Source organism: Amycolatopsis sp. NPDC058340 (assembly GCF_042723975.1).
GTDB lineage: Bacteria > Actinomycetota > Actinomycetes > Mycobacteriales > Pseudonocardiaceae > Amycolatopsis.
Genome location: NZ_JBHXIB010000001.1, coordinates 9,833 through 36,391, shown reverse-complemented (window position 1 = coordinate 36,391; position 26,559 = coordinate 9,833). Strand labels below are relative to the sequence as shown.

The window sequence follows — 26,559 nt, the reverse complement described above, 5'->3', positions numbered from 1 at the left end:
GAATGGCTGATCGATCGGCCATCCGGTGGAGTGAACGGCTCAGCCGTCGACGGCGAGTACCTCGCGCGCCGAAGCCGCCTTCGCCGCGTCGCGTTTGGCGACCTCTTCGCGCACGATCGGGATGACGTGACGGCCGAAGTCGATCGTGTCGCCGAGCATGTCGTAGCCGCGGGCGGAGAGGATGTCGACACCGAGGTCGTAGTAGTCGAGAAGGGCCTGCGCGACGGTTTCGGGCGTACCGACCAGGGCGTTGGAGTTGCCCGCGCCGCCGGTCGCGGCCGCCGTCGGGGTCCACAGCGCCCGGTCGAACCGTTCGCCCTCGGCGGCGACCGCGAGGAGCCGCTGTGAGCCGGTGTTCTCCGGGTTCGTGAGCGAATGCCGCCGGGTCAGCTGTTTGCCTCCGCTCGTCCGGGCCTTGATCGCGTCGACCGTGCGATACGCCTTCTCCCAGGCGAGTTCCTCGGTCGGCGCGATGATCGGGCGGAAGGCGACCTGGATACGCGGGACGTCGGTCCGCCCGGCGGCCTTCGCCGCGGCCTTGACGGACTCGATCTGCTCGGCCGTCTGCGCGAGGGGCTCACCCCAGAGACAGAAGATGTCCGCTTCGGCCCCGCCCGCCGCGTACGCCGCCGGAGACGAGCCGCCGAACGAGACGTCAGGGCGCGGCTGCTGCACAGGCCGGACGTCGAGGACGAAGTCGGCGAAGCGGTAGTGCTCGCCTTCGTGGTCGAAAGGCTCTTCGGACGTCCAGGCCCGCTTCACGATCTGGATGTACTCGCGCGTGCGTGAGTAGCGCTCGTCCTTGGTGAGGTAGTCGCCTTCGCGCTGCTGCTCGTGATCGCTGCCGCCGGTGATGAAGTGGACCGTGAGCTTCCCGTCCGAGAGCTGGTCCAGCGTGGCGAACGTCTTCGCCGCGTAGGTCGGGTACGAGACGTTCGGCCGGTGCGCCAGCAGGATCTGGAGGTTGTCGAGTTTCGCCGCGACGTACGCGGCCGCCTGCGCCGGATCCGGCCCGCTGGAGCCGTACGCGAACAGCACCCGGTCCCAGCCGAATTCCTCGTGAGCCCGGGCGAGACGCAGCGTGTAGTCCTTGTCGAAGACGCCGCCGGACCGCGGATGTGTCTCCGAACCGTCGTTGGTGCCTCCGATACCCAGGAATTCGACCGGCATCGTCCGTCCCTCTCGTCCGTGTCCCCCTGTTCGACGAGTACGCCCCGGTTCCTCGCCGTGGCAACGGGTTCCGCTCCTTGAGAACCCGCACACGGCCCGGAATCCCGGCGTAGCTTCGGCTTCGTGAGTACCGCAGACCTTCCCTACGTGCTCGCGGTGGTCGGCGCCGGTCCACGTGGGGTGGGCGTGCTCGAACGGCTCGGCGCCAACGCCGCCGAACTCCTCGGCGGGCGGCGGCTGGTGGTGCATCTCGTCGATCCCTTTCCCGCCGGGGCGGGGCGGGTCTGGCGCTACGAGCAGTCGCCGTTGCTGCGGATGAACTCCATGCCCGAGGACGTCACCGTGTTCACCGACGACACCGTGGAGATCGACGGTCCGATCCGGCCCGGGCCTTCGCTGATCGAGTGGGCGCGGCTGGTTCGCGAGGGCGCGCTCGACGCGGAAGTCGACGAAAGCCTGCGAGCCGAACTCGAGGCACTGCAAAGCGATCACTTCCCGACGCGACGGTTGCAGAGCGCTTATCTCACCTGGTTCCACCGCGAAGTACGCGCCGGGCTCCCGGACGGCATCGAGGTCGTCGAGCACCGGACCCGCGCGGTGCGGCTCGAAGACGGTGACCCGCAGTCGCTCTGGCTGGAAGACCGGGCGGAACCTCTCGCCGTGGACGCGGTCCTGTTCACCGTCGGGCATCTCGACGCCGAACCGGACGAACGCGAAACCGAACTCGCCGATTTCGCCGCCCGGCACGGCCTCGCGTACTACCCGGCCGGCTACACCGCCGACGTCGACTACTCGGCGATCGGGCCGGGGGAAACCGTGCTGGTGCGCGGATTCGGCCTCGCGTTCGTCGATCTGATGCTGCTGCTGACCGAAGGTCGCGGTGGCCGGTTCGAAGAACAGGTGTGCGGTGGGCTGAAGTACCACCCCAGCGGCGCCGAACCCGTGTTGCACATCGGTTCGCGCAGGGGCGTGCCGTACCATTCGAAGATCGGTTACCGGCTGCGCGGAAAACCCTTGCGGTTGCCCAAATTCTTCGACGCCTACGCGATCGGGAAGCTCTGCGAGGTGCCCGGCCCGATCGACTTCCGCCGCGACGTCTGGCCGCTGATCTCGAAGGAGGTCGCGTGGGCCTACTACAGCGAACTGTTCACCGCGCACCCCGAGCGGGTGCGGATGGATTTCGCCGTCTTCGCGGACGCTTTCGCGGACGCCCCGCCCGGCGAGCTCGACGCGCTCGTGGCGCGGGCGGTTCCGGCACCGGACGATCGCCTCGATCTCGGCAGGCTCGATCGGCCGATGGCGGGCAAGGAGTTCGGCACCGCCGAGGAGTACGGCAAGGAGCTGCGCGAATACATCGAAGCGGACTTGAGCCGCCGGGCGGACGCCGAGTACAGCGCGGATCTGGGCGCGTTCACGGCACTGCTTTCGGTGATGGGGCAGCTTCCGGCGCTGGTGCAGACCGGACGGCTCGACGCGGCGTCACAACTGTCCGATTTGGACGGTTGGTTCCTCGGGTTCTTCTCCTACTTCGCCAGCGGTCCGCCGCCGCGACGGCTCGAAGAACTGCTCGCGCTCCAGGAAGCAGGCCTCGTTTCCTTCTTGGGCGCCGAAATGCGGGTGTCGGCCGACGAGGAACGCCGGACGTTCGTCGCATCCGGCGCGAGCTTCCCGGGCGAGACCGAGGCGCGGACCCTTGTCGAGGCGCGGCTTCCCGAGCCGAGCGTCACCAGGGCGTCCGATGTCCTTTTGCGACAGTTGCGGGACAGTGGCGCGCTCGGCGAGGAAGCCGTTCTCGACCCGGTCACCGGCGAGAGGCTGCTCGCCGGCCGTATCCACACCCGCGTCTCCGACGGCCGGATGCTCGACGGCGAGGGCCACCCGCATCCGCGCCGGTTCGCGCTCGGCCCGCATACGTCGGCGCGGTCGGCCGGTGCGTTCACCCGGCCGCGGACCAACGCGCTCCCGTTCCGGCAGAACGACGTCGTCGCGCGGGAGATCCTGAAGCTGGTCGCCTCGTGAGTGGCAAGGACGGTTCTAACCGTCCTTGCCACTCACGAGCCGGCGAAGTCCGCCAGCCGACGGACGACCTCCGACGGCGCGGGCATGGCGGCGATCTCGTGGCGGGCCCTGGCCGCCACCTCGCGCACGCGGGCGTCGTCGAGGAGGGACTTGGCCCTCTCCTCGACGGCGTCCGCGGTCACCTCGTCCCCGGTCAGCGCCCGGCCGGCGTTGGCCGTCTCCAGCGTTTCGGCGTTGACGAACTGGTCCGCGCCCTGCGGTAGCACCAGTTGCGGCAGGCCCGCCGAAAGCGCGCCGAGCACGGTTCCGGTTCCGCCGTGGTGCACCACCAGATCCGCGCGCGGGAGGACTTCGGACTGCGGCACGAAGCCGGTGACGTGGACGTTCGGCGGCAGGTCGCCGAATTCGCCGGGGTCACCAGGGCCGCGGGCGACGAGGACGTCCATCGGCAGCCGCGCGAGGCCGTCGATCGCCGCGCGCAGCACGCCGGTGGCGCCGAAGGCGACGGTGCCGAGCGTCAGGTAGACGAGCGGCCGCTCGCGTCCGTCGAGCCACGACGGCACCGCGCCCGGCTCGTTCCACGGCACCGGCCGGAGCCGGAAGACCGTCGGCAGCGAGCTCGCCACCGGGTCGCGGACGACATCCGGCCACACGTCGATCCCGGCGTCGCCCAGCATGAGGTCGACAGGCGGGTTGCCGTCCCACAGCGGCGCGAACCGGTGCGCGGCGGCGGCCATCAGCTCGGCGGGCATCGACCGCCCGATCACGTGGGACACCACCGGGATCCCGGCCCGGCGGGCGGCGGCCGCCGCGCCGGCGTCGCTCATCTCGTAGACGACCAGATCCGGCCGGAGCGTGGGGAGCAGCGGGGTCAGGTCGGCGATCGTCGCCTGCGGCAGGATGTCGGCGAAGGCGGTGAAGATGGCCTCGAGCGCGTCCCCTTCGGCCTGGTCGACGGCGTCCTGGATCGAGATCCCGACCTCGTGCGCGTCGAAGCCGAGCGAGCGGACCTTGTCCAGGAAAGCCGCGCCGGTCCCGAAGATCACTTCGTGCCCGGCGTCGCGTGCGGCGATCGCCAACGGCATCAACGGGTACAGGTGGCCGTAGGCCGGGCGGCACGTGAAGAGGATGCGCACCTCCCCGAAAGTACTAGCTTTCCCACACCCGCGAGGGCAGTTCCTTCCGCACGATCGGGACGACGTCGGCGGCGAAGAGTTCCAGGACGTCCCGCGCCTCCCCGGAGGTCAGCCCGTCGACCGACACCGCCTGCACCTCGTGCCCGAACGACGCGTGGTAGTCGCCGATCTTGTCGATCACCTGTTCCGGGCTCCCGACGAGGGCGGAACCGTTCGCGATCTTGTCCTCCAGCGTGGTGAACTCCGACTTGTTGTGCTGATACGCGGGTGTCTTCATCAGTGCCTCGAAGTACGGCCGGTACCCGTCCAGCGCCTCCTGCGAGGTCTTGGCGACGTACAGCCCGCCCGCGCCGGAACCGACGAGCGCGTCCGCCGGGTCGTGGCCGTACTCGGCCCACCGACGCCGGTAGTGGTCGATCAGATCGGCGTACTTCTTCTTGGGGTGGAAGCCGTTCGCGGTGAACAGCGGATCGCCGAACTTCGCCGCCAGCTCGGTCGATTCGGTACTCGACGCGCTTCCGTGCCAGATCCGCGGCCGCGCGTGGAACGGCCGCGGCTGCGTCGTGACGTCGGTCAACGGCGTGCGGAACTCGCCCTCCCACGTCACGCCCTCCTCCAGGAAGAGACGGCGCAGCAGGGCGAACTTCTCAGCCTGGTACTCCCACTGCCGGTCCTCTTCGAGGCCGAACAGCGGGAAGTGCCGCGGATCGTTGCCCTTCCCGATCATGAGTTCCAGCCGCCCGCCGGAAAGCTGGTCGAGCGTCGCGTAGTCCTCGGCGACGCGGACCGGGTCGAGCACGCTGATCACCGTCAAGGTGGTCAGCAGCCGGACACGTTTCGTGCGTTCCGCGACCGCCGCGAGGATCACCGGCGGCGCCGAGGAAAGGAACGGTTCGCCGTGCCGCTCGCCGACGCCGTACGCGTCGAAGCCCAGTTCCTCGGCGAAAATCGCCTCGTCGACGACCCGGCGCAGCCGTTCGTGCTGGGTCGGCGTCGCACCGGACGCTGGGTCGGGATGATTGGCGACCAGGGAGAAGAGCCCGAATTTCATCGTGTCTCCAAGGGTTTCCGGCCCGGGATGGCGGCGAGCAGTTCCCGGGTGTAGTCCGCGCTCGGCCGTTCGAGGACGTCCGTCGCCGGGCCGAGTTCGACGAGTTCGCCGCCGCGCAGCACGCCGACGGTGTCCGCGATCTGCCGGACCACGGCGAGATCGTGCGAGATGAACAGATACGTCAGGCCGAGTTCGTCCTGCAGGTCGGCGAGCAGCCGCAGGATCTGCGCCTGCACCGAGACGTCCAGTGCGGACACCGGTTCGTCGGCGACGATCAGCTCCGGGCGCAGCGCGAGCGCCCGTGCGATGGCCGCGCGTTGGCGTTGCCCGCCGGACAGTTCGGCGGGTTTTCGCTTCAGCACCGAAGACGGCAGGGCGACCTGATCGACCAGCTCCGCCGCCCGTGCCCGGCGTTCCGCCTTCGTGCCGACGCCGAACGCCCGCAGCGGCTCGGCGATGACGTCCTCGATGCTGAACTTCGGATTCAGCGACGCGTACGGGTTCTGGTACACCAGCTGGAAGCGGCGCCGCAGCCGTCGTAGTTCCTCACCGCGCAACGACGTGATGTCCTCGCCGTCGAACTCGACGACACCGTCGGTCGGCGTCTCCAGCCGCAGGATCATCCGCGCGGTGGTCGACTTGCCCGAACCGGATTCGCCGACCAGCGCGAGCGTGCGGCCGCGCGCGATGTCGAACGAAACGTCGTCGACCGCCCGGACGGTTCCGAACGTCTTGCCGAGGCCACGGACCGACACCAGGACGTCGGACGACGGCGGTTTCGGCTCCCGCAGCGGGGTGTCGGACAGGCTCGGCGCGGCGGCGAGCAGGTCTCGCGTGTACGTCTGCGAGGGTGCGGCCAGGATTTCGCCGGTCGTGCCTTCCTCGACGACGCTTCCCTGCGACAGCACCACGATCCGTGACGCGCGATCCGAGGCGACGCCGAGGTCGTGAGTGATCAGCAGTACGGCGGTGCCCGCTTCGGCGGCGAGTTCTTCGAGGTGGTCGAGGATCTGCCGCTGCACGGTGACGTCGAGCGCGCTGGTCGGTTCGTCGGCGATGATCAGTTTCGGCCGTCCGGCGAGCGCGGCGGCGATCAGCGCGCGCTGCCGGAGCCCGCCGGACAGCTCGTGCGGATACTGCCGCGCCCGCGCTTCCGGGTCGGCGATCCCGGCCTTGCGCAGCAGCTTCACCGCCTCCGCCCCGGCTGTGCGCTTGTCCGCGAGACCGTGGATCAGCAGTACCTCCGCGACCTGATCCCCGATCCGGTGCACGGGATTGAGCGACACCGTCGGATCCTGCGGGACCAGGGCGATCTCGCGGCCGCGCACCGAACGCCAAGCGCGGTCGGAGAGTTTCGTGAGGTCGCGGCCGTCGAAGGTGATCTCGCCGCGGTCGATCCGCCCGCCGCGCGGCAGCAGCCCGATGGCCGCGTGCGCCGTCGTGCTCTTGCCGGAGCCGGACTCGCCGACCACCGCGACGATCTGTCCCTTGTGGACGGAGAGCGAGACGCCGTCCACGGCCGGTATGGATTTGTAGGAAACCGCGAGGTCTCGGATGGTCAGCAGTTCGCTCACCGCACGTCTCCTTCGATCGCTCTGGACAGCCGGTTCGCGGACAGCGCCACGGCCGCGACGGTGAGCCCGGGGAAGGTCGTCATCCACCAGGCGGTGGCGAGGAAGCCGCGGCCGCCCGCCACCAGCGAGCCCCATTCCGGCGTCGGCGGGGTGGCGCCGTAACCGAGGAAGCTCAGCGCGGACACCTCCAGCACCGCCGTGCCGAAGGTGAGCGTCGCGAGCGCGAGCACCGGGCCGAGCGCGTTGGGCAGCACATGCCGTCCGAGCACTCCGGTCCAGCGCACGCCTCCCGCGCGGGCCGCCTCGACGAACACGCCATTGCGGACACGCAGCACCTCGGCCCGCATCAGCCGGGCGAACTGCGCGAGATTCGCGACCCCGACCGCGATCGCGACGTTGGTCGTGCCGAAGCCGAGCGCGGTGACCAGCGCCAGCGACAGCAGAATCGACGGGATCGCCAGCAGGACGTCGACGCAGCGCATGATCGCCGAGTCGAGCGCACCGCCACGGAACCCGGCGAGCAGGCCGAGCGCGGAACCGGCGACGAGCGCGACGACGACGGCGATCACGGTCGCCTGCAACGAGAGCGCGGCGCCGTGGACCACCCGGGCGAAGATGTCGCGTCCGGTTTCGTCGGTGCCGAAGAGGTGGCCGAGCGACGGCCCCCGCATTTTCTCCGCGGGGACCCCGGCGAGTGGGTCCTGTCCGGTGAAGAGGCCGGGGGCGACCGCCGCCAGCAGCGCGAAGGCCAGGACGGCGATCGCGAGGACCAGGCCAGGCTTCCGCCGGGTGCGTACGAGAACGTCAGGCATCGGCGGTCTCCCGGTGTCGGATCCGTGGGTCGAGCAGCGGGTAGACGAGGTCGACCAGCAGGTTGATGACGACGAACACCAGCGCGGCGAGCACGATCACCGCCTGCACCACCGGGATGTCCTGCGCGGTGACCGCCGACGACGTCACGCGGCCGAGGCCGTCTCTGGAGAACACCGTCTCGGTGATCACCGAACCCGCGATCAGGTTTCCCGCCACCACCCCGGCGATGGTGAGCGTCGGCACCGCCGCGTTGCGCAGCAAGTGTCCGAAATGGACTCTCAACCGGCTCGCCCCCTTCGCCAGCGCGATCTCGGCGTACGGCTCGGCGAGCTGAGTGCGCAGGCTCTTCGCCAGCACCTGCCCGATGATCGCGCCGGTCGGGATGGCGAGCGTGATCGCGGGCAGGATCAGCGACTCGAAGCCGTTCGAACCCAGCGCGGGCAACAACCTGAGCTGGAAGGAGAAGAACTGGACGAGCAGCAGCCCGACCCAGAACGGCGGAAGCGAGATCCCCAGCGGTGGCAACGCGAGCAGGAGGTTACCCAGCCAGCGATGCCGCGTGAGGGTGCCGGCGAAGGCGATCCCGCCGCCGAACAGGATCGCGAGCACCAGCGCGAACCCGGTCACCGCGAGCGTCGGCGGCAGCGCCGAGACGACCATGTTCGTGGCGTCGTCCCCCGTGGCGATCGAGCGGCCGAAGTCGCCCTGCAACGCCGCGACCAGCCGCTTTCCGTACTGCAGCGGCAACGGATCGTCGAGCCCGTACTCCGCTTTCGCCGCGGCCAGTTGTTCCGGCGTCACCGAAAGACCGGCCTCGCCCCCGCCGAGCTTCGCGCTGACCGCGTCGCCCGGCAGGAGGTAGAGGATCACGAACGACACGGTGAACGCGGCCCACAGCACGAAGACCGCCTGCAGGATCCGCCGGAGCAGATACCGCGTCACGAGCCGGACACCCAGGCGTCGAACAGCTGAAGCCGCGACGACGCCTCGAAGCCGACACCGTGCGCGTTCGGCCCGTGTGCCAGCACCTGGGTCAGCTCGAACACCGGCGCCGAGTAGCCGTGCTCGATGATCGCGCGCTGCGCCTCCTCGGCGGCGGGCTTCCGTTTCGCCGGGTCCACAGTGGACGACTGGGCATCGAGCGGCGCGTCGACCGGATTGCCCGCGGAAAGCTTGCTGCGGTTGTTCGCCTTGGTGGAGAACAGGTTGCGCAGGATGTCCGGATCGGCGCGGGTGGTGTTGTACCAGAGGTACTCGTAGTTCCCGCTCTGCGTGATCTGCACGCTCTCGGCCGTCGTGCGCTGCTCGATCTGGAGGTCGAACCCGATCTTGCGCAACTGCTGCTGTACGAGTTCGAGCACGCTCTTGTTCTGGTTGAACACCAGGGAGAAGACGACCTTCGCGGTCAGCCGCTGGCCGTTCTTGGTGCGGATCCCGTCGGGCCCGGGCAGCCAGCCCGCGCTTTCCAGCAGCGCGGTCGCGCCGGCCGGATCGTAGGCGAGCAGCGGGGAAAGGTCGGTGTAGAACGGTGTCGCCGAGCCGAGGATGCTGGTCGCGGGCTTGTAGTTCGGGGTCAGCACGGTGTTCGTGACCTCGGGCCGGTTGATGCCCTTGACCACCGCCTGGCGGACCTTCTCGTCGGTGAGCACGCCCTTGGTGACGTTGGCGTGCAGGTTGAACACGATGCCGGGATTCGGCCGGGTGGGCTCGGTGAAACCGTTGCCGGTGAACTGCGGTTCGTCGACCGGCTGGACGTCGGTGATGGCGTCGAGCTGGCCGGAAGCGAGACTTCCGGTACGCACACCGGGTTCCGGCACGATCTTGTAGGCGATCTTGTCGAGGTACGCCTCACCCCGGTGCTTGAACAGCGACGAGCCCCAGTCGTAGCCCTTGCGTTTGGCGAGGACGATCTCCTGGTTCTGCTTCAGGCTTTCGAAAACGAACGGTCCGGAGCCGATCAGGCCGTCGCCCTGGCAACGCTGGTCCGCGGTCTTCTTGTACGCGGCCGGCGCGAGGATTCCGAGTGACATCGTCGAGCTGGCCTGCAGGAACTGTGCGCTGGGAACGGAGAACTCGATCTTGACCGTCTTCGGGTCGACGACCGTCGTCCCCTTGTACACGGCCAGATAGCCCGAGCCGAGCTGCGATTTCGGGCCGAGCGCCTTGATCGCGTCGAAGCTCGTCTTGACCGCCGCGGCGTCGACGGGGCTGCCGTCGGAGAAGGTCGCGCCGCCGCGCAGGTGGAAGGTGAACGCGGTCGAATCCGCGTTGCTCTCCCATTTTTCGGCCAGCCACGGCTTGATCTCGCCGGTGGCCGGATCCTGATCGGTCAGCGAATCGACCAGCTGGCGGCCGACGTTGAGCGAAGCGTTGGTGCCGACCTGTTGCGGGTCGACGCAGTCCGGGCTCGACGAGATCCCGAGTCGCAGCGTGCCACCGGGTTTGGGCGGCCCGGCGTCCGCGCCCGTCGTGCCGCCCGCGGCGGAGCAGGCCGTGACGACAAGTGTTGTGAGCGCGAGTAAGGAAGTGGCGGCGGTACGGGACACCGGGTGGCCTCCAGCGTGGGGAACGGGGGGCGCTTTTTCTTGCGCCCGCCCGATTCACGCTAATCACGCCCTTGAGGCCCGCCCACATGCTGAGCCCGGCTCCCAGCCCGCGAAACGTCCCACCTTTTCGCTTGACAGTCCCGAAAGTCCGTGAGGGCCTCCTTCCCTACCCTCAAGGTAGTGAAGGAGGCCCTCACGGACCGGCCAGGCTTCAGCAGCGGTTGAGCATGTCCGTCAGCGCGGTCTTCTCCGCCGACTTGATGCTCAGCTTGTACTTGTACTTCACCGTGGTCCACATCTTCGCGTAGGTGCACCAGTAGCCGACGGTCGGCGGCTTCCAGGCGTCCGGCGACTTGTCGCCCTTCTCCTGATTGACGTTGTCGGTGACGGCGATCAGCTGCGGCGCGCTGAGGTCGTTCGCGAACGCCTGCCGCTGCGCGGTGGTCCACGAAGACGCCCCCGTGCGCCACGCGGCGGCCAGCGGGACGACGTGGTCGATGTCCACATCGGACGCCGCGCGCCAGGTGGCGCCGTCGTACGGGCTGAACCAGCTGCCGGAGACGGCGGCGCAACTGCTGTCCTGCTGAACGTTCGTGCCGTCCCGCTTCAGCACGACCTCGCGGGTGTTGCAGCTGTTGCCCTGGTCGGACCAGTGCGGGAACTTGTCGCGGCTGTACCCGGTCGAAGAACCGTCCGGTTTGACGGTCAGCGCGGCGAGCTGGGTCTTGGCGGTGTCCGCCGACGGGATGCCCGGGGGCGTCGCTTCGGCGACACCCACCACGCCCGCGGAGACGATCGCCGAGACGGCGAGGACGGTGAAGGAGCGACGAACAGCAAGCGCAGTTGGCATATTGCTGCCTCCGTGTCAGGTTTGGGGACCTGGTCACCATGCGACACGGATATGACCCACGCAACACCATCGGATGACACTCTGCTGGCTATTCGTGAACGGAGGGTGTCACGTGCAGGTAGGACGGGGTGTACGCGGCCGAAAAATCTTCGGAAAGTCCAGCTGAAGGTTCTGAGCCGAACGGGCTAGTCGGTGTCCGTCGGAGCGCGATTTCCGCAGCCGGGCCGTGGCGAGGCGAGCCACTCGCTCGGCCGTCTCAGCGGCCCGTCTCCGCAAATCCGAGGCCTCCGGCCGCAAAGAGACGCGTGCGCGTGCCCTCGCCTGACCAGCGGACTTCAGTTCGGCGACACCCTCTAGTCCAGCCCTCGGACCAGCCGGAGGTCCTCGGTGTGGCGGTACCAGGTCCACCGGCTCATGGCGCGCGGATGCGCGACGCCGTCGCTGCTCGGCCTGGTCGGGATGCAACCGAGCTGGAACGCTCGCGCGTAGTGCGTCGAAGGCCGCTTGAACAGCGTCCCCTTGGTCACCCGGACCATCAGCCCGGGGCCGCTCGTGTCCGGCTCGACCTCGATCGAACGCGCGGGCCCGCGCAGGACGGTGTGCTCGTCGCAGTAGGCCACCCCGCGGATCATCCCGATCGCCCCGCGCCCGACCAGCACCCCGCCGGTGTCGTCGCGGATCAGCGGCACCGGGTCGACCTCGCCGCGCAACGCGAGCGAGAGGGCGCGCAGCGGCTGCGTCGGCAGGCTCCAGATGCGGGCGACGTCGGAGTCCGGCGAGGACGGCACGAAGCCGAGCGACACGCCCGAGAGCTGTTCTTTTCGTAACAGCCGCAGCGCCACCGCCGCGAGGTCCGCGTCGGTGCCCGCGACCACCAGATGATCGTGTTCCCCCAGCAAGGGGTCGATATCCGCCTTGCCGGGACGGCTCGGGACGTGCACCATTTCGACGTCGTCGATCTCCGGGAGTGTGGGCTCGCCCTCCGGACAGACCACCACTATTCCGCGCACCCGAAGGCCCTCCGTTACGCTCATGCACCGGCATTTACCAGCGCCAAACCACAAGTCGCCGAACACCTGGAGTGTCACATGCCGGCCATCGTGCTGATCGGGGCCCAATGGGGGGACGAGGGCAAGGGCAAGGCCACCGACCTGCTCGGCGACCGCGTCCAGTGGATCGTGCGTTACCAAGGCGGTAACAACGCGGGCCACACCGTAGTCCTTCCCGACGGGCAGAACTTCGCCCTCCACCTCATCCCGTCCGGGATCCTCACGCCGGGCGTCACCAACGTCATCGGCAACGGTGTCGTCATCGACCCTGGCGTGCTGCTCGACGAACTCGCCGGGCTGGAAGAACGCGACGTCGACACCAGCAAACTGCTGATCTCCGCCGACGCGCATTTGATCATGCCGTACCACGTGGCGATCGATAAGGTCACCGAGCGTTACCTCGGCAGCCGCAAGATCGGCACCACCGGCCGCGGTATCGGCCCCTGCTACCAGGACAAGATCGCCCGCGTCGGCGTCCGCGTGCAGGATCTGCTCGACGAGAAGATCTTCCGGCAGAAGGTCGAATCGGCACTGGAGTTCAAGAACCAGGTGCTGGTCAAGGTCTACAACCGCAAGGCGCTGGACGCGAACCAGGTCGCCGACGAGGTGCTGGCCGCCGGCGAGAAGTTCGCGCACCGCATCGCCGACACGCGACTGCAGCTCAACCAGGCCCTCGAACGCGGCGAGACCGTGCTGCTCGAAGGCTCGCAGGGCACCCTGCTCGACGTCGACCACGGCACGTACCCGTTCGTCACGTCGTCGAACCCGACCTCCGGCGGCGCGAGCGCGGGTTCGGGTATCGGCCCCGGCAAGATCGACACCGTGCTGGGCATCCTCAAGGCCTACACCACGCGTGTCGGCTCCGGCCCGTTCCCGACCGAGCTGGACGACGAGTCCGGCGAGTACCTGCGCAAGCAGGGCGGCGAGTTCGGCGTCACCACCGGCCGTTCGCGGCGCACCGGCTGGTTCGACGCGGTCATCGCGCGCTACGCGGTGCGGGTCAACGGCATCACCGACTACTTCCTCACCAAGCTGGACGTGCTGTCCGGGCTGGAGAAGGTGCCGGTGTGCGTCGGCTACGAGGTCGACGGGTTCCGCACCTACGACATGCCGATGACGCAGACCGACGTGCACCACGCGCTGCCGATCTACGAAGAGCTGCCGGGCTGGTTCGAGGACATCTCGGGCTGCCGGACCTTCGAGGAGCTGCCGGCGAACGCGCGGGCCTACGTCGAGCGGCTCGAAGAGCTCTCGGGCGCGCGGATCTCGGCGATCGGTGTCGGCCCCGGCCGGGAGCAGACCATCGTGCGGCACGAGTTCGTCTGACCTCGTGAGTGGCTAGGACGGTTCTAACCGTCCTAGCCACTCACGACTCAGGTGAGCGAGGTCTTCACCGGAGTCGGGTTCCGGAACAGATCCAGCACCGGGCAGTGCTCGTCCACCTGCCGCTTCAGGTCCTCGTAGACCTCTGCCCCGGCGGGCCCGCTCAGCTCCACCGAAACGCGCACATCGCCGAAGCCCGGCCGGGTCTCCGAGAACCCGAAGAACCCGTGAAGGTCGATGTCGCCGTCCACGGTCACCTGCACGCCTTCGAGCGGCACACCGAGCTTCGCCGCCCAGAACTGGTACGTGATCACCTGGCACGAGCCCAGCGCGGCGAGCGCGTATTCGACCGGGTTCGCCGCGGTGTCGGTGCCGCCGAGCGCGGCGGGCTCGTCGACGGCGAACGAGTGGTCGCGCACCCGCACGTCCACCCGGGTCGCGGTCCCGGGGTTCAGCGCGTTGGCGACGCTGAACGAGACGGCGGCGTTGCGCGGGTCGGCGTCGACGGCGGTCTTGGTTCCTTCGATGACATCGGTCAGCGACATCGGGTCTCTCCAGAATCGAGGTGTCGGACGCCGCCCAGAGTGGGCCAACACCGGATTCCGCGCGCATGATCCCAACTGGTGAACGGCGAAATATCTTTACGGCGGCGCGGTTTGCGTTGGACATGACCATCGGAGTGGCACTCCCGTCCGGGGACACCGCGGACGCAGTCAACATCGTCGACGAACTCATCACGCAGACCCGGCAGGCCGCCGACGCGGGCCTGACCTCCGTCTGGTTCTCCCAGCAGATGGAGCACGACGCGATCACCGTCGCCGCCCTCGCGGGCCGCGCCGTCCCGGGGATCACCGTCGGGACCGGCGTGGTCCCGATCTATCCGCGGCATCCCTTCTTGATCACCGGTCTCGCGCAGACGGCGCAGGCCGCCACCGGGGGCAGGTTCGTCCTCGGTCTCGGGACCGGCGCGAAGAACTGGCTCGAACCCGCGTACGGCATCGAGTACCCGTCGCCGATCAAGCACCTTCGCGAGTACCTCACGATCCTTCGGCAGGTGCTCGACGGTGGCGAAGTCGATTTCCACGGCGAGACGGTCCGGGCCCAGGCCAAGGGCTTCGCGGCTTCGCTGTCTGTCGCGGGGTCTTCGGACATCCCGGTGATCGTCGCGGCGATGGGGCGTCAGGCGCTGCGCGTCACCGGCGAGCTCGCCGACGGCACGATCCCGTTCCTCGCCGGGCCGAAGGCGCTTTCCGAGCTGATCGTCCCGGAGATCACCAAGGCCGCCGGCGGCCGTCCGGCGCCGCGGATCATCGCCATGGTCCCGGTCGTCGTCACCGAGGATCCCGACGCCGTCCGTGCCACGGTCGACCGGCAGTACGCGTTCTTCCGCGACATCCCCTCCTATCGCGCGGTCTTCGACGCCCAGGGCGTGGATTCCGCGGGTGAGCTGGTGATCGCGGGGGACGAGGAGACCGTCGCGGCCGAGATCCGGCGGTACTTCGACGCCGGGGCGACCGAGGTCGTCGCGACACAGAGCGGCATCCGGAACACGGAAGAGCGGCTCCGCACTTGGCGCGTCCTCGGAGACCTCGTGAAGCGCTGACCCAAGCGTCATGAAAGGGGCGTTCAGGACATTCATCGTCCTGAACGCCCCTTTCATGTCATTCAGCGGCCCAGTGGCCTTGCTCACAGCGTTCGTATTGTGCATACTCGTGCGCATAGCGAACACAGCTGGAGGTCCCCATGTCCCCTGCCGCGGCCTGTTCGTGGGTGGTCCCACTCGCCTGGACGGCGGTACTGCTCGACGGATTCGACCTGGTCGTCCTGGGCACGGTGCTGCCCGCACTGCTCCGTGACCACGTCTGGGGCCTGACGCCCGGCACGGCGTCGGTGATCTCGACGTTCGGCCTGATCGGCATGATGATCGGCGCGATGGCGATCGGCACGATCACCGACCTCATCGGCCGCCGGAAGGCGCTGATCATCGCGGTCACCGCCTTCTCGGCGTTCACCGCGCTCTGCGCGATCTCGCCGTCGGCGTTCGTCTTCGGTCTGCTGCGCTTCCTCGCCGGGCTCGGCCTCGGCGGCTGTCTGCCGACGGCGATCGCGCTGGTCACCGAGTACGCCCGCAAGGGGAAGGGCGGCAGCGCGACCACCACGGTGATGACCGGCTATCACGTCGGCGCGGTGCTCACGGCCCTGCTCGGCATCTGGCTGATCCAGCCGCTCGGCTGGCGTGCGATGTTCGTCGCCGGTGCGCTGCCCGCGCTCGTGCTGGTGCCGCTGATGATCAAGTACCTGCCGGAATCCGAGTCCTTCGAGCGGGCGCGGGAGACGCAGGAGAAGTCGGCGACGCAAGTGGTCGGCGGGCTGTTCCGCGGCGGGCTCCTGCGTGCCACCATCGCGTTCTGGGTGACGTCGTTCATGGGGCTGCTGCTGGTCTACGGGCTCAACACCTGGCTGCCGGAGATCATGCGCCAGGCCGGGTATCCGCTGGGCGCGGCGCTCGGGCTGCTGCTCACGCTGAACCTCGGCGGTGTCGTCGGCCTGCTCGTCGCGGGCCGGGCGGCGGACAAGGTCGGTGTCCGGCCGGCGGTGATCTTCTGGTTCCTCGGAGCGGCCGTGTTCCTCGCCCTGCTGAGCGTGAAGCTGCCCGCGGTCGGTCTGTACGTGGCCGTGTTCCTCACCGGCGGTTTCGTGTTCAGCGCGCAGGTGCTCGTGTACGCCTACATCGGCAAGACGTACCCGGATGCCATGCGCGCCACGGGAATCGGCTGGGCGGCTGGAGTCGGCCGGGTCGGCGCGATCAGCGGCCCGATCCTCGGCGGTGCGCTGCTGACCGCCGGGATCGCGTACCCGTGGGGTTTCTACGCCTTCGCCGGCGTCGGGGCGTTGGGAGCGGCCGCGGTGACCGGAGTCCGCGCAGGCCGCTCCCGGGAGAACGCCGCCGCTACCCCAGTTCCTTGAGTTCCTTTTCCACGGCGGCGAGCTCTTCCTCGGAACCCTGCACCTTCGGGCCCGTGAACCACTTGCGTGCCGAGGCGAACCACCACACCGCCGCACCACCGAGTACGACGAGGAAGGCGATGGGCGTGTAGTTGAAACTGTCGATGGTGACCGGTGAGCCCTGCGGAAGCATGAACAGCACGAAGATGAAGCAGACCCAGACGGTCGCGATGGTCCCGACGAGCTTGCCCCAGCGGCCGAGATTCCACGGTCCTGGTTCGAAATCGTCGCCCTTGCGCACCCGCAGGAACACCGGGATCACGTAGGCCACGTAAAGGCCGACGACGGCGATCGAGGTCACCGCCGCGTAGGCGGTCGCGCTCCACAGGTACGGCAGGGCGAGCAGGAGCGCGCCGCCCGCGGCCAGCCACACCGCGTTGGTCGGTGTCTGGGTGCGTTTGTTGATGCGGTGCCAGAATTTCGATCCCGGGATCGCGCCGTCGCGGGCGAAGGCGTAGATCATCCGCGAGTTCGCGGTCACCGACGCCATCCCGCAGAACAGCTGAGCACCGATACAGATGAGCAGGAGGAACTTGCCGGTCGTCGCGCCGGTCGCGTCGATGAAGATCTGCGCGGGCGGCACACCGGTCTCGGAGCCCACGGCGCCGTCGTAGTCCTGGATGGCGAAGGTGAGGCCGATCAGCAGGACCCAGCCGGCGACCAGGGAGACGAGGATCGAGTTGATGATGCCGCGCGGTCCGGCCTTCGCCGCGTTCTTGGTCTCTTCGGTCATATGCGCGGAGGCGTCGTAGCCGGTCAGCGTGTATTGCGCGACGAGGAGCCCCAGTAAGAAGACGTAGACCGGTGAAGCCCAGCCGGTCTTGTTCACGAACTCGCCGAAGACGAAGGACGCGTCCTGGTGCTTCTCCGGAACGATGATCAGCACCCCGACGATGACCAGCACCCCCACCAGATGCCACCACACGCTGATGCTGTTCAGCAGCGCCACGATCTTGACGCCGAAGGTGTTCAACAGGCCGTGGATCACCAGGATGATCGCCAGCAGCAGGATCGTGTTGCCCGGCGTCGCCTCGAAGCCGAACTGGAGATCGAGGAAGGCGTTGAGGAACAGTGCCGCGCCGAAGTCGATCCCCGCGGTGACGGCGATCTGCCCGATGAGGTTGAACCAGCCGGTGAACCACGACCACGCCGCTCCGTTGCGCGGGGCGAGCTTCGCGGCCCAGTAATAGAGGCCGCCCGCGGTCGGGTAGCTGGAGCAGACCTCGGCCATGCCCAGCCCGACCAGGATGACGAACAGGCCGACCAGCGGCCAGCCCCAGATCATCGCGGCGGGTCCGCCGGTCTTCATGCCGAACCCGTAGAGGGTCAGGCAGCCGGAGAGGATCGAGATGATCGTGAAGGAGACGGCGAAGTTGGAGAAGGTCGACATCGTGCGCCGGAGTTCCTGCGCGTAGCCGAGTTGGTGGAGCCGGGCACTGTCTTCGTCGGCGGGTTCTGCGGCCTGCTTGTCAGAGACATCCATCGGGCACCCACTTAAAAGGTATGCGGACAGACCATTGAGATCCGCCGAAATTAGGCCCGCCGACCTGCGCATGTCAAGGTCCCGTCAAGACCTCGCCCCCTCCGGACGCAAGGAACGGCCCGTCCAGTCACACGTGTCGTCCGTCCAGTCACGCGTGACGTCCGTCTGATCACACGTGCCGTCCACCCAGTCACGCGAACCTCCAGGCTTGTGGGTCGTGGACCCCTGTCGTGCAGGGCCGTCTTCGCTCTCATCGCGAAGAGGTGGGGCGGCGTAGTTCCGGGCCGGCTGTCGGCCTGACTCCGCGCGAAATATCCACAAGGGACGCTTTGCGTCGATTGAACGCCCGATTCGTGCCCTATGCGCAGTTCGGTGGGAGGTCGTGAGTGGCAAAGAGGGTTAGAACAACCATTGCCACTCACGACCACGGCGAACCTCCCGGTCCGGCGCCCCCTGACCTCGCATTTGAGAAGCGTCAGCGCCCCTCGAACGCCTTCACGGCCTCCAGCGCGGTGTCCGGGTGGTCGGCGAAGTAACCGTCGACACCCGCCTTGAGGAATGCCTCCTGCTCGGCGAACGCGTTGCCGTATTCGGCGAGGTTCGCCGACGAACGCAGGTTCTGCGGGAGGAAGTTGTTCTCGTTGCGGAACGTGTACGGCCCGACCTTCAGTCCGGCCTGGTGCGCGTCGGCGACGAGCTTGGTCGGCTTCCCCAGCGCGCCGTTCACCACCGGGATGACCTGCGCCTTCTCCGGGCCCAGGTAGTCCGCGTACTTCGAGATCTCCTTCAGGCCCGCCGGCGTCACGAGGTCGGCATACGTCCGCGGGTCACCCTTCGCGACGAAGTCGGCCGGAGCGCCGCTCGCCGAGGTCAGCTGCAGCAGCGGCACCCGCACCTGACGCGAGAGCTCGATCAGGTTCGACACCTCGAACGACTGGATGATCACTGGCGCCTTCGGGTGGTTGAGCCCGTTGCGCTTGATCAGCTCGACCAGCTTCGGCTCGGTCGGGTTCTTGATCGACGAGAAGTAGGTCGAGTGCTTGATCTCCGGGTACGTCCCCAGCTCGCGGCGCAGTTCGCGGCCAAGGCGGCGCGTCAGGTCGAGCACCTCCTGGTAGGTGGCGATCTGGTAGCGGCCGTCGTAGATCTTGTTGTTCGGCCGCAGCTGCGGGATCCGCTCGGTCGCGCGCAGGGTCTTCAGCTCGGCGAGCGTGAAGTCCTCGGTGAACCAGCCGGTGTACGAGGTGCCGTCGATGACCTTCGTCGTCTTCCGGTTCGCGAACTCGGGGTGCTTCGCGACGTCGGTGGTCCCGCCGATCTCGTTCTCGTGCCGGGCGACGAGCTGGCCGTCCTTGGTGGGCACCAGGTCGACGTCGACCCAGTCGACACCCTGACGGTAGGCGAGCTCATACGAGGCGAGCGTGTGCTCCGGGCGGTAGCCGGGGGCGCCGCGATGTCCGACGATCACCGGCCCATCGTGGCCCTTGGCCGACGCCGACACATCTCGGGCACCCGGCTCGGCGGCGCCGGCCAACCCGGTGACGCTGAGTACGGCGAGTCCGGACAGGGCGAGCACGCCCAGGCGCTTTCGCATGGTGGATGACCTCTTTCGGTTGAACTCGGGGTACCGCGCAACCCTTGACGCAGGAGGAGTCCGGCCGGCGAAGACGGACCGGCGGAGGCCTGACCGCCGGGTGAACGCCGGATGGAACCAACCGCTCGAGGACGGCGACGTGTTCGGGGCTCACCGGCCCGGTTACCCTGTGCGTCGTGCGCGTACTGGTAATCGGGTCCGGCGCCCGTGAGCATGCACTCGTCCTCGCGGTCGCGGAAGACCCTTCCGTCACCGCACTGGCCTGTGCCCCGGGCAACGCCGGCACCTCTTCGGTGGCCGAGCAGCTCGGCGTCGACGCGGCCGACCCCGAATCGGTGTCCGCCCTCGCCAAGCAGTGGCAGGCGGACCTGGTGGTGGTCGGTCCCGAGGTCCCGCTGGTGGCGGGGGTCGCCGACGCGGTCCGGAAGGCGGGCATCGCCTGCTTCGGCCCGTCCGCGTCCGCGGCCAGGATCGAGGGCTCGAAAGCCTTCGCGAAGGACGTCATGGCGGCCGCGAAGGTGCCGACGGCGCACTGCGAGGTCGTCGACAACCCGGCCCGCCTCGATGCCGCGCTCGGCCGTTTCGGCCCCACCTGGGTGGTCAAGGACGACGGCCTCGCCGCCGGCAAGGGCGTCGTGGTCACCACGGACGTCGATGTCGCGCGCAAGCACGCCTTGATGCTGCTCGACGGCGGCCACCCGGTGCTACTGGAGTCGTTCCTCGACGGTCCGGAAGCCTCTCTCTTCTGCTTCGTCGACGGCCGCACGGTCGTCCCGCTGCTGCCCGCGCAGGACTTCAAACGCGTCGGCGACGGCGACGCTGGTCCGAACACCGGCGGTATGGGGGCGTACGCGCCGTTGCCGTGGGCGCCGAAGGACCTGGTCGAGGACGTCGTCGCCCGTATCGTCCAGCCCGTGGTCGACGAACTCGACAACCGCGGCGCCACCTTCTCCGGCCTGCTCTACGCCGGTCTCGCGTTGACCTCCGAAGGTCCGCAGGTCATCGAGTTCAACTGCCGGTTCGGCGACCCGGAGACGCAGGTCGTCCTGGCGCTGCTGCGCAGCCCGCTCGGCAAGGTCCTGCACGCGACGGCGACCGGCAAACTCGCCGAGCTGCCGCCGCTGGAATGGGATTCCGGCGCGGCGGTCACCGTCGTGCTCGCCGCGGACGGCTACCCCGGCAAGCCGAGGACCGGCGACGTCATCACCGGCGGTGAGCTCGAAGGTGTGCTCCACGCGGGCACCCGCCGCCGTGACGACGGTGCCGTGGTCTCCTCCGGCGGCCGCGTGCTGTCGGTCGTCGGCACCGGCAAGAACCTGAAGGCCGCCCGCAAGGACGCCTACGCGACGGTCGAGAAGGTCCACCTGGCCGGCTCCCACCACCGCACCGACATCGCCCTGCTGGCCGCCAAGGGAGAGATCGCCACCCCCGTTTCGTGAATTCCGGACGGAACCATCCCGGTCCTTGGCGCGTCTAACCCGGTATTTCCTGCAAAGCTTAGGCAGCCGATACATCCGCGTTGGTAGCCTCAGGCAGGACGAACGGTCACCGTGCGCAGTGTCCAAGGGGTGGGGAATGGCAGCATCGGGCAAGGTCCAGGACCTCACGTCGGCGGTCCCGACGCCACCGTCGGTGGCCGACATCAGAGTCGATCCGTCGAAGCTGCTCGAAGTGGCGAAGATCGTCGAAGAGCAGGTCGACGCGCTGCAGGACAAGCTCATGACGCGGCTCGACCAGCTGCGGATCGACGCTCCGGCCAACGACACCGTGAGCGTGCACGCGACCGACGTCTGGAACGAGCTCGTCGCCGACGGCGACCAGTCGTACGCCGCGCAGGTCCGGGCGTACGTGGCCGGTCTGCGAGGGCTGGTCAGCCAGCTCCGCACGGCGGCCAAGGAGTACAAGACCAGTGATGCGGACAAGGCCGCCGCGCTCGGGGACCGTGGTGTTCACCGGGCGTAGGCCCCGTGTGCTGGTGTCCGGCGGAGTGCTCACCCTCGCGCTGGCCGGATGCGCCACGGACACGAACGGGCAGGCGTTCCCCGACGAACCCGCGCTGGCCTCGGCCACGCAGGGCGCCAAGGCGTCCGCGCTGCCCGCCAGGCCCGCCGAGTTGAACCTCCAGGGTGTCGATCCGTGTGTCCTGCTCGCCGATCCGCAGCTCGACCGGCTCAAGGTCAACAGCAAACCGCGCGCGGCCGCGGAGCCGATCGACGGCCCGACCTGTGTCTTCGACGCGGACGCCGAGCAGCCGTTCCACAGCTATTACGTCCGCACGATCACCGCGGACGTCGAAGAATGGTTCACCGGCAAGCGCCGCAAGAACAGCATGACGACGGAACCGACGCAGGTCGGCGGTTTCCCCGCCATCAGGAACCACCGCGACGCCGGTACGCCGGGTGATTGCGAAACGCTCGTCGGCGTCGCGAAAGGACAGACGCTGGCGGTGCGGGCCGTCACCGTCACCGCCGGCGCGTTCACCATGCCGCAGCTGTGCGAGAAATCCGCACTGGCGGCCGATTTGGCTTTGCAGACCTTGAAAGCACGCAACTAGGGAGGGCGGCGTGAACGTTTCCGACCTCGCGGGCAGGCTCCGCGATCTTCGGTTCGACGGCTACACCGACACCGGGATCGCGACCGAGATCGAGCAATTCCGCAGCGGCGACGGCACCGGCAGCATCGGCATCGCCGTCGACGCGCTGAAATCCGTCGCGGGCGCGCTCGCCGACACCGACAAGACGCTGCGCGACGAGCTGGGCAAACTCGGCGTGGAATGGCAGAGCGAAGCGGGTGGCGCAGCCGGTCAGGTGTTCACCGAGCAGGCGGGCTTCTCCCAGGACGCGAACTCGAAGGTCTCGCATTCCGCGGAGATGATCTTCGCCCAGGGCGAGGCCTTCAACCGGACCCTGCACAAGCTCCCGGATCCGGAAGTGGTCCGGAAGGGCGCCGGCGGGCTGACCGTCGGCGACGTCCTGCTGAGCCTCATCGGATTCGAGACCGACCACGCCAAAACCGTCAGCGCCGCGAACAACGCGCGGGCGCAGGCGCAGGAGGCGTTGAACGACTACGCCAAGACGAGCGGCGAGAACCTGCTCTCGACCGACACCCTGGCCGATCCGCAGGCGATGAACCTGACCCAGACCACGACGACCGCCGGTGCGGGCGGCGGGTCCGGCCCGCTCGACCTCGCGGGCACGGCCACGGAGCTGACCCCGGACGGCAGCGTGCGGCCCGCGTCGGCCGCCGTCGAGTCGAAGTACGTGCCGCCGGTCGCGCAGCCGGTCAGCAACCCGAAGGCGCCGTCCTACGACGCCCCGACCCCGGCCTACGGCGTCGCCATGGGCGGCGGAACGGCTCGAAAGACCGCTTCGGCGGCGCCCTCCCCGGGTGCGACCGCTCCCGCGGCGGCCGCTCCGACCACGCCGTCCGGCACGTCGAGGCCCGCCCCCGCGCCGGGCTCCGGCTGGGTCACGCCGAACAGGCCGTCCCCGCAGCCCGAACAGGGCAGGCCGTCGTATCCGGTTCCCGGCTCGCCGACCTCGCCGCCGTTCGTCCCGCCGGGCGCGCCGGCCAACCCGAACGTCCCGCCCGGTCCGTCCACCGGTAGCGCGCCGCCGAACAGCACCACGTCGGCGCAGCCGGTCGGCAAATCGTTCGGCACCGGTCCCGGAATCGACAGCGCTCTCGGCAAGGGGCCCGGCTCCAGCTCCGGCCCCGGCGTCTTCGGCAACGTCGGCGGTGGCACCGGCGGTGGCGACCAGGCACTCGGCAAGGGCCGCTCGGTCGGCTCCGGACCGCAGGCGCCGATGGCCCCCGGCAACGAATCCGGCCGCGGTTTCCCCGCCGTCCCGAAGATCACCGGCCCGGCCGCGGGCGACCTCGGCGCCGGTGCCGCCGCGCTCGGCGCCGGTGTCGCCGGTGGCGCGCTGAGCGGCGACAAGGAACGCGACCGCCGTCCCCGTCAGGAAGGCGGCGTGAAGCCGACCCGTCAGCTGCCGATCGGCGAGCTTCCCGAAGAGGAGGCCATGCGGCGTTCGGAGAAGATCGGCGCGAAGCAGCCGAAGCCCGAGTCGAAGTTCATGGAGCGCGCGGCGACCCAGGACGTCGAGGAGGACGCCGAGCACATCAGGCGCTACGGCGTCGACGACAAGGACCTGTTCACCGACGAGCGTCTGGTGTCGCCCGACGTCATCGGTGACCACGGCAACCGGGAAGCGCGCTGAACCTGTGCCGAACGACAACGGCAGCCTGGTGCTGTCCGCACTCGAGTTCGAAATGCTCTGGGAAGCCGAAAGGCTGCCCCGCCGCCATGTCGCACTCGACGTGCCGAGCCCCGGAACGACCCACACGGAGCGGGCGGCGCTGATCGAAGAGGCCTGGGAATCCCTGCGCGCGCGAGGGCTCGCGCGGGGACACCAGGCGTCGGGCGAACTGGTCGACATGCTGAACCTGTTCGCGCATCCCCGGCTCGCGATCGACGTCTGGGTGTGGACCGACCGCGAGATCAAGGGCCAGGCGGTCAGCGTCGGCAACCAGGCGTTGCTCGGCGTGATCGACTCCGGCCAGGTCTGGCTGATCCCCGCCCGCGAGAGCTCGCTGGCCGAGGCCGCCGTCTCGGTCGCGGGTGACCTCGGCCCGGGCGTCGGCCAGTCGATCAGCATCCCCCACGACGTCCTCGTCCAGGCCGACGCCGCGGCCCGCGGCGAGGCAAAGGCGCTGGTCACTGCTCTGGAAGACCTGGATGTGCCGCTCTGGCAGGCGCAGGAGGTGGCGGGCATGCTGCTCGGCCAGGAGGCGCGCGGCCAGTTCGGCGCCGAACGCGCGGGCCGCGACGGCCGTCCCCGGCGCGCGGACAGCGTGGTCGCCTTCTACGACACGGACGCGGGCCGCTATCTGTTCCAGGTGGCACGCAACCGCGACGGGCGGGATTGGGCGACCATCACCCCGGCGGACAATCAACTGCTGGCGACGCGGATCCGGGAAGTCGCCGATTTCTGATTCGCCCGATTATCGGCGGGTGGAACTTGGCGTGGATACGCACACGGCCCGCTGTCGAGGTCTTACAGTATGCGCGGGAACCGTCCTGATCGTCGGCACGTCTGATCGGACGGACACAAGTTTTTCCGTGAAGGGGATGACGAACCGTGCCTGTGTACGACCCGGATTCCATGGGGATCGCCGCCGGTCAGGTGGAGAAGCTCAAGGACGAGTTCGAAAAGACCAAAAAAGGCGTCACCGGGATGGATGACGAGAAGGAAAGCCCCTTCGGCGGAGTCGACGAACACGGCGACGCGCACGGTGCGGTCGGCAAGTTCAAACAAGGCGTCCACAACGAATTCGATTCGGCCGGTCAGCTGATGGAGGCCACGGCCTTCGTGCTGCGAAAAGCGGCAGGGTTGATCAAGGAGACCGAAGCGGTCCACGTGGACAACCTGAAGGTGCACGGGGACCTGTGACGATCCGCCAGGCCTGGGGGCCGAAGACCAAGGGGGCTTGAGCAGTGGCTTTGAACGGTGTCGGCGCCGGCACGCCGGACGGCTGGGACGGGCTGGTCCAGAAGGCGGAGCAGATCAGCAAGGTCAACCTCGCCGCCATTCAGAACGCCTCGAAGCAGTTCAAGACGGCCGCCGACAACGCGGGTGACCACAGCGCGGCGTTGAAAACGTCGACCGAAGCGTTGAACGGCGGCGTCTGGGCCGGACCGGCCGCGGAGGCCTTCTTCGAGTACGTCAAGTCGATCACCACGGCCGGGAAGAACGTCGAAGAGCAGCTGGGCAAGGTCGTCGACGACCTCGATCGCGTCCACACCGATCTCGGCAACATCAAGGCACAGGTGAAGGGCGTCTACGAAGACGCCGAAGCGGCGGTCAACACCAGGAACGCGCAGGCGGAGAAGGACAAGAACGCCGCGATCACCGCCGCCGCGCAGGCCGAGAAGGACCACAAGCCGGCGCCGAGCCCTTCGGCCGACGAGATCATCCAGAGGGCCAAGACCGACATCAACGGCATCGCCAAGGATGCCGACGGCCGGGTCAAGGGCCTGCTCGACCAGGCCAACCAGATGATCCAGAAGTCCCAAGAGCTGATGAAGAAGGACATCCAGGGCGGCTACTCCACCGTCCCGATGCCCGGCAAGGACGGCTCCGTCCCCAAGCGCACCGGCGGACTCCACGCCGGCGGTGGCGGCGGTGGAGGAGGAGGCGGCGGTGGCGGTGGGGGCGGTGGCCTCGGCCCGAGCGGCGGCCCGCCGTCGACGACGCCGCCGGGCAACGTCCAGCAATGGATCCAGGAGGCCATCAAGATCCTGCAGGCCAACGGGATCCCGGTGACCGAAGCGGATATCCAGAAGATCTGGACGATCATCGAGAAGGAGTCCGGCGGCAACCCCAACGCCATCAACAACTGGGACTCCAACGCGGCGAAGGGCACGCCGTCCAAGGGGTTGATGCAGTGCATCGACCCGACCTTCAACGCGCACAAGCTTCCCGGGCACGACGACATCTACAACCCGGTCGACAACATCATCGCCGGCGTGCGGTACACGTTCTCGCGGTACGGCGGCTTCGACGGTCACCCGGGTCTGAAGTCCATGGCCGGTGGCGGCGGATACCAGGGCTACTAGCGGCCTCGTGAGTGGTAAGGACGGTTAGAACCGTCCTTACCACTCACGAGCCCTGGCCTGGCCCCGGCCGATCCGCGTGACCCAATGGCCGCCACGCGTGATCCGCCGGACGCCACGTGTGATCCGCCGGCCGACACGCTCGCGGCCGTATCGCGCCGCGCGTCGTCCGGCCAATCACACGTGCCGTCCGTCCAATCACGCGTGTCGTCCATTCCGTCACGGGTGTCGTCCGTCCAATCACGCGAGTCCCTCGTCGTCGGGGGGGGGGCCGCCCCGAGGGGGGCACACGCCGGGCCGAAAGGGGGTGTGGGGGAACCCCCCCA

23 protein-coding genes are annotated in these 26,559 nt (G+C 68.8%); 11 read left to right on the top strand and 12 right to left on the bottom strand.

What is annotated here, in order from left to right; translation table 11 throughout:
- Positions 1-39: 39 nt before the first annotated feature.
- Positions 40-1,170, bottom strand: coding sequence for an LLM class flavin-dependent oxidoreductase (locus ACFWIW_RS00170; protein WP_378366393.1), 1,131 nt, complete (start codon positions 1,168-1,170; stop codon positions 40-42).
- Positions 1,171-1,293: 123 nt separating this feature from the next.
- On the opposite strand from ACFWIW_RS00170, the gene ACFWIW_RS00165 reads away from it, so the two are divergent.
- Complete coding sequence (locus ACFWIW_RS00165; RefSeq protein ID WP_378366392.1) at positions 1,294-3,189, top strand: FAD/NAD(P)-binding protein; 1,896 nt, start codon at positions 1,294-1,296, stop codon at positions 3,187-3,189.
- 32 nt (positions 3,190-3,221) lie between these two features.
- Here the strand turns inward: ACFWIW_RS00165 and ACFWIW_RS00160 are convergent, their stop codons facing one another.
- The 8 genes from ACFWIW_RS00160 to ACFWIW_RS00125 all read right to left on the bottom strand — a co-directional run bounded on the left by ACFWIW_RS00160 (position 3,222) and on the right by ACFWIW_RS00125 (position 12,193).
- Positions 3,222-4,325 (bottom strand): glycosyltransferase, encoded by a 1,104-nt coding sequence (locus ACFWIW_RS00160; RefSeq protein ID WP_378366391.1) that lies wholly within the window; start codon positions 4,323-4,325, stop codon positions 3,222-3,224.
- 13 nt (positions 4,326-4,338) lie between these two features.
- Positions 4,339-5,376, bottom strand: a complete 1,038-nt coding sequence (locus tag ACFWIW_RS00155) for an LLM class flavin-dependent oxidoreductase (RefSeq protein WP_378366390.1) — start codon at positions 5,374-5,376, stop codon at positions 4,339-4,341.
- Complete coding sequence (locus ACFWIW_RS00150; RefSeq protein ID WP_378366389.1) at positions 5,373-6,950, bottom strand: dipeptide ABC transporter ATP-binding protein; 1,578 nt, start codon at positions 6,948-6,950, stop codon at positions 5,373-5,375. The genes ACFWIW_RS00155 and ACFWIW_RS00150 overlap by 4 nt, the downstream gene beginning before the upstream one ends.
- A complete protein-coding gene (locus ACFWIW_RS00145) occupies positions 6,947-7,762 on the bottom strand; it encodes an ABC transporter permease (protein WP_378366388.1) in 816 nt (271 codons plus the stop codon). Before ACFWIW_RS00145 ends, ACFWIW_RS00150 begins: the two co-directional genes overlap by 4 nt.
- Positions 7,755-8,705 (bottom strand): ABC transporter permease, encoded by a 951-nt coding sequence (locus ACFWIW_RS00140; RefSeq protein ID WP_378366387.1) that lies wholly within the window; start codon positions 8,703-8,705, stop codon positions 7,755-7,757. Before ACFWIW_RS00140 ends, ACFWIW_RS00145 begins: the two co-directional genes overlap by 8 nt.
- Positions 8,702-10,309, bottom strand: a complete 1,608-nt coding sequence (locus tag ACFWIW_RS00135; RefSeq protein WP_378366386.1) for an ABC transporter substrate-binding protein — start codon at positions 10,307-10,309, stop codon at positions 8,702-8,704. Before ACFWIW_RS00135 ends, ACFWIW_RS00140 begins: the two co-directional genes overlap by 4 nt.
- Before the next feature lie 211 nt (positions 10,310-10,520).
- Positions 10,521-11,159, bottom strand: a complete 639-nt coding sequence (locus ACFWIW_RS00130; RefSeq protein WP_340686219.1) for a DUF1524 domain-containing protein — start codon at positions 11,157-11,159, stop codon at positions 10,521-10,523.
- 353 nt (positions 11,160-11,512) lie between these two features.
- Positions 11,513-12,193, bottom strand: a complete 681-nt coding sequence (locus ACFWIW_RS00125; RefSeq protein ID WP_378366385.1) for a hypothetical protein — start codon at positions 12,191-12,193, stop codon at positions 11,513-11,515.
- A 54-nt stretch (positions 12,194-12,247) separates the two neighbouring features.
- Between ACFWIW_RS00125 and ACFWIW_RS00120 the strand changes: the two genes are divergently transcribed.
- Complete coding sequence (locus ACFWIW_RS00120) at positions 12,248-13,534, top strand: adenylosuccinate synthase (RefSeq protein ID WP_016338079.1); 1,287 nt, start codon at positions 12,248-12,250, stop codon at positions 13,532-13,534.
- Between the two features lie 47 nt (positions 13,535-13,581).
- Here ACFWIW_RS00120 and ACFWIW_RS00115 read toward each other — a convergent pair whose 3' ends face one another.
- The gene (locus ACFWIW_RS00115) at positions 13,582-14,076 is read right to left on the bottom strand and encodes an OsmC family protein (protein WP_240596636.1); all 495 of its coding nucleotides are present in this window, start codon (positions 14,074-14,076) and stop codon (positions 13,582-13,584) included.
- A gap of 122 nt (positions 14,077-14,198) precedes the next feature.
- On the opposite strand from ACFWIW_RS00115, the gene ACFWIW_RS00110 reads away from it, so the two are divergent.
- Positions 14,199-15,134: an LLM class F420-dependent oxidoreductase gene (locus tag ACFWIW_RS00110; protein WP_378366384.1), complete on the top strand. Its 936-nt coding sequence runs from the start codon at positions 14,199-14,201 to the stop codon at positions 15,132-15,134.
- 140 nt (positions 15,135-15,274) lie between these two features.
- Positions 15,275-16,498: an MFS transporter gene (locus ACFWIW_RS00105; RefSeq protein ID WP_378366383.1), complete on the top strand. Its 1,224-nt coding sequence runs from the start codon at positions 15,275-15,277 to the stop codon at positions 16,496-16,498.
- Here the strand turns inward: ACFWIW_RS00105 and ACFWIW_RS00100 are convergent.
- The gene (locus tag ACFWIW_RS00100; RefSeq protein WP_240596642.1) at positions 16,482-18,020 is read right to left on the bottom strand and encodes an amino acid permease; all 1,539 of its coding nucleotides are present in this window, start codon (positions 18,018-18,020) and stop codon (positions 16,482-16,484) included. The genes ACFWIW_RS00105 and ACFWIW_RS00100 overlap by 17 nt on opposite strands.
- A 475-nt stretch (positions 18,021-18,495) precedes the next feature.
- Positions 18,496-19,614 (bottom strand): glycerophosphodiester phosphodiesterase, encoded by a 1,119-nt coding sequence (locus tag ACFWIW_RS00095; RefSeq protein WP_378366382.1) that lies wholly within the window; start codon positions 19,612-19,614, stop codon positions 18,496-18,498.
- A 176-nt stretch (positions 19,615-19,790) separates the two neighbouring features.
- On the opposite strand from ACFWIW_RS00095, the gene purD reads away from it, so the two are divergent.
- The 7 genes from purD to ACFWIW_RS00060 all read left to right on the top strand — a co-directional run bounded on the left by purD (position 19,791) and on the right by ACFWIW_RS00060 (position 26,236).
- Positions 19,791-21,053 (top strand): phosphoribosylamine--glycine ligase, encoded by a 1,263-nt coding sequence (gene purD / locus ACFWIW_RS00090; protein WP_378366381.1) that lies wholly within the window; start codon positions 19,791-19,793, stop codon positions 21,051-21,053.
- Between the two features lie 136 nt (positions 21,054-21,189).
- Positions 21,190-21,576: a PE domain-containing protein gene (locus ACFWIW_RS00085; protein ID WP_240596647.1), complete on the top strand. Its 387-nt coding sequence runs from the start codon at positions 21,190-21,192 to the stop codon at positions 21,574-21,576.
- Entirely contained in the window at positions 21,527-22,168 is a 642-nt protein-coding gene (locus ACFWIW_RS00080) for a DUF3558 domain-containing protein (RefSeq protein WP_378366380.1), read from the top strand. Before ACFWIW_RS00085 ends, ACFWIW_RS00080 begins: the two co-directional genes overlap by 50 nt.
- Positions 22,169-22,178: 10 nt before the next feature.
- Complete coding sequence (locus tag ACFWIW_RS00075) at positions 22,179-23,837, top strand: hypothetical protein (protein ID WP_378366379.1); 1,659 nt, start codon at positions 22,179-22,181, stop codon at positions 23,835-23,837.
- Positions 23,838-23,841: 4 nt separating this feature from the next.
- Positions 23,842-24,612, top strand: a complete 771-nt coding sequence (locus ACFWIW_RS00070; RefSeq protein ID WP_125685950.1) for an ESX secretion-associated protein EspG — start codon at positions 23,842-23,844, stop codon at positions 24,610-24,612.
- Between the two features lie 146 nt (positions 24,613-24,758).
- Positions 24,759-25,070 carry a hypothetical protein gene (locus ACFWIW_RS00065; RefSeq protein ID WP_026467133.1) on the top strand — a complete coding sequence of 104 codons (312 nt, stop codon included), beginning with the start codon at positions 24,759-24,761 and terminating at the stop codon, positions 25,068-25,070.
- Positions 25,071-25,114: 44 nt separating this feature from the next.
- Positions 25,115-26,236: a transglycosylase SLT domain-containing protein gene (locus ACFWIW_RS00060; protein WP_378366378.1), complete on the top strand. Its 1,122-nt coding sequence runs from the start codon at positions 25,115-25,117 to the stop codon at positions 26,234-26,236.
- The last annotated feature ends 323 nt before the right edge of the window (positions 26,237-26,559 follow it).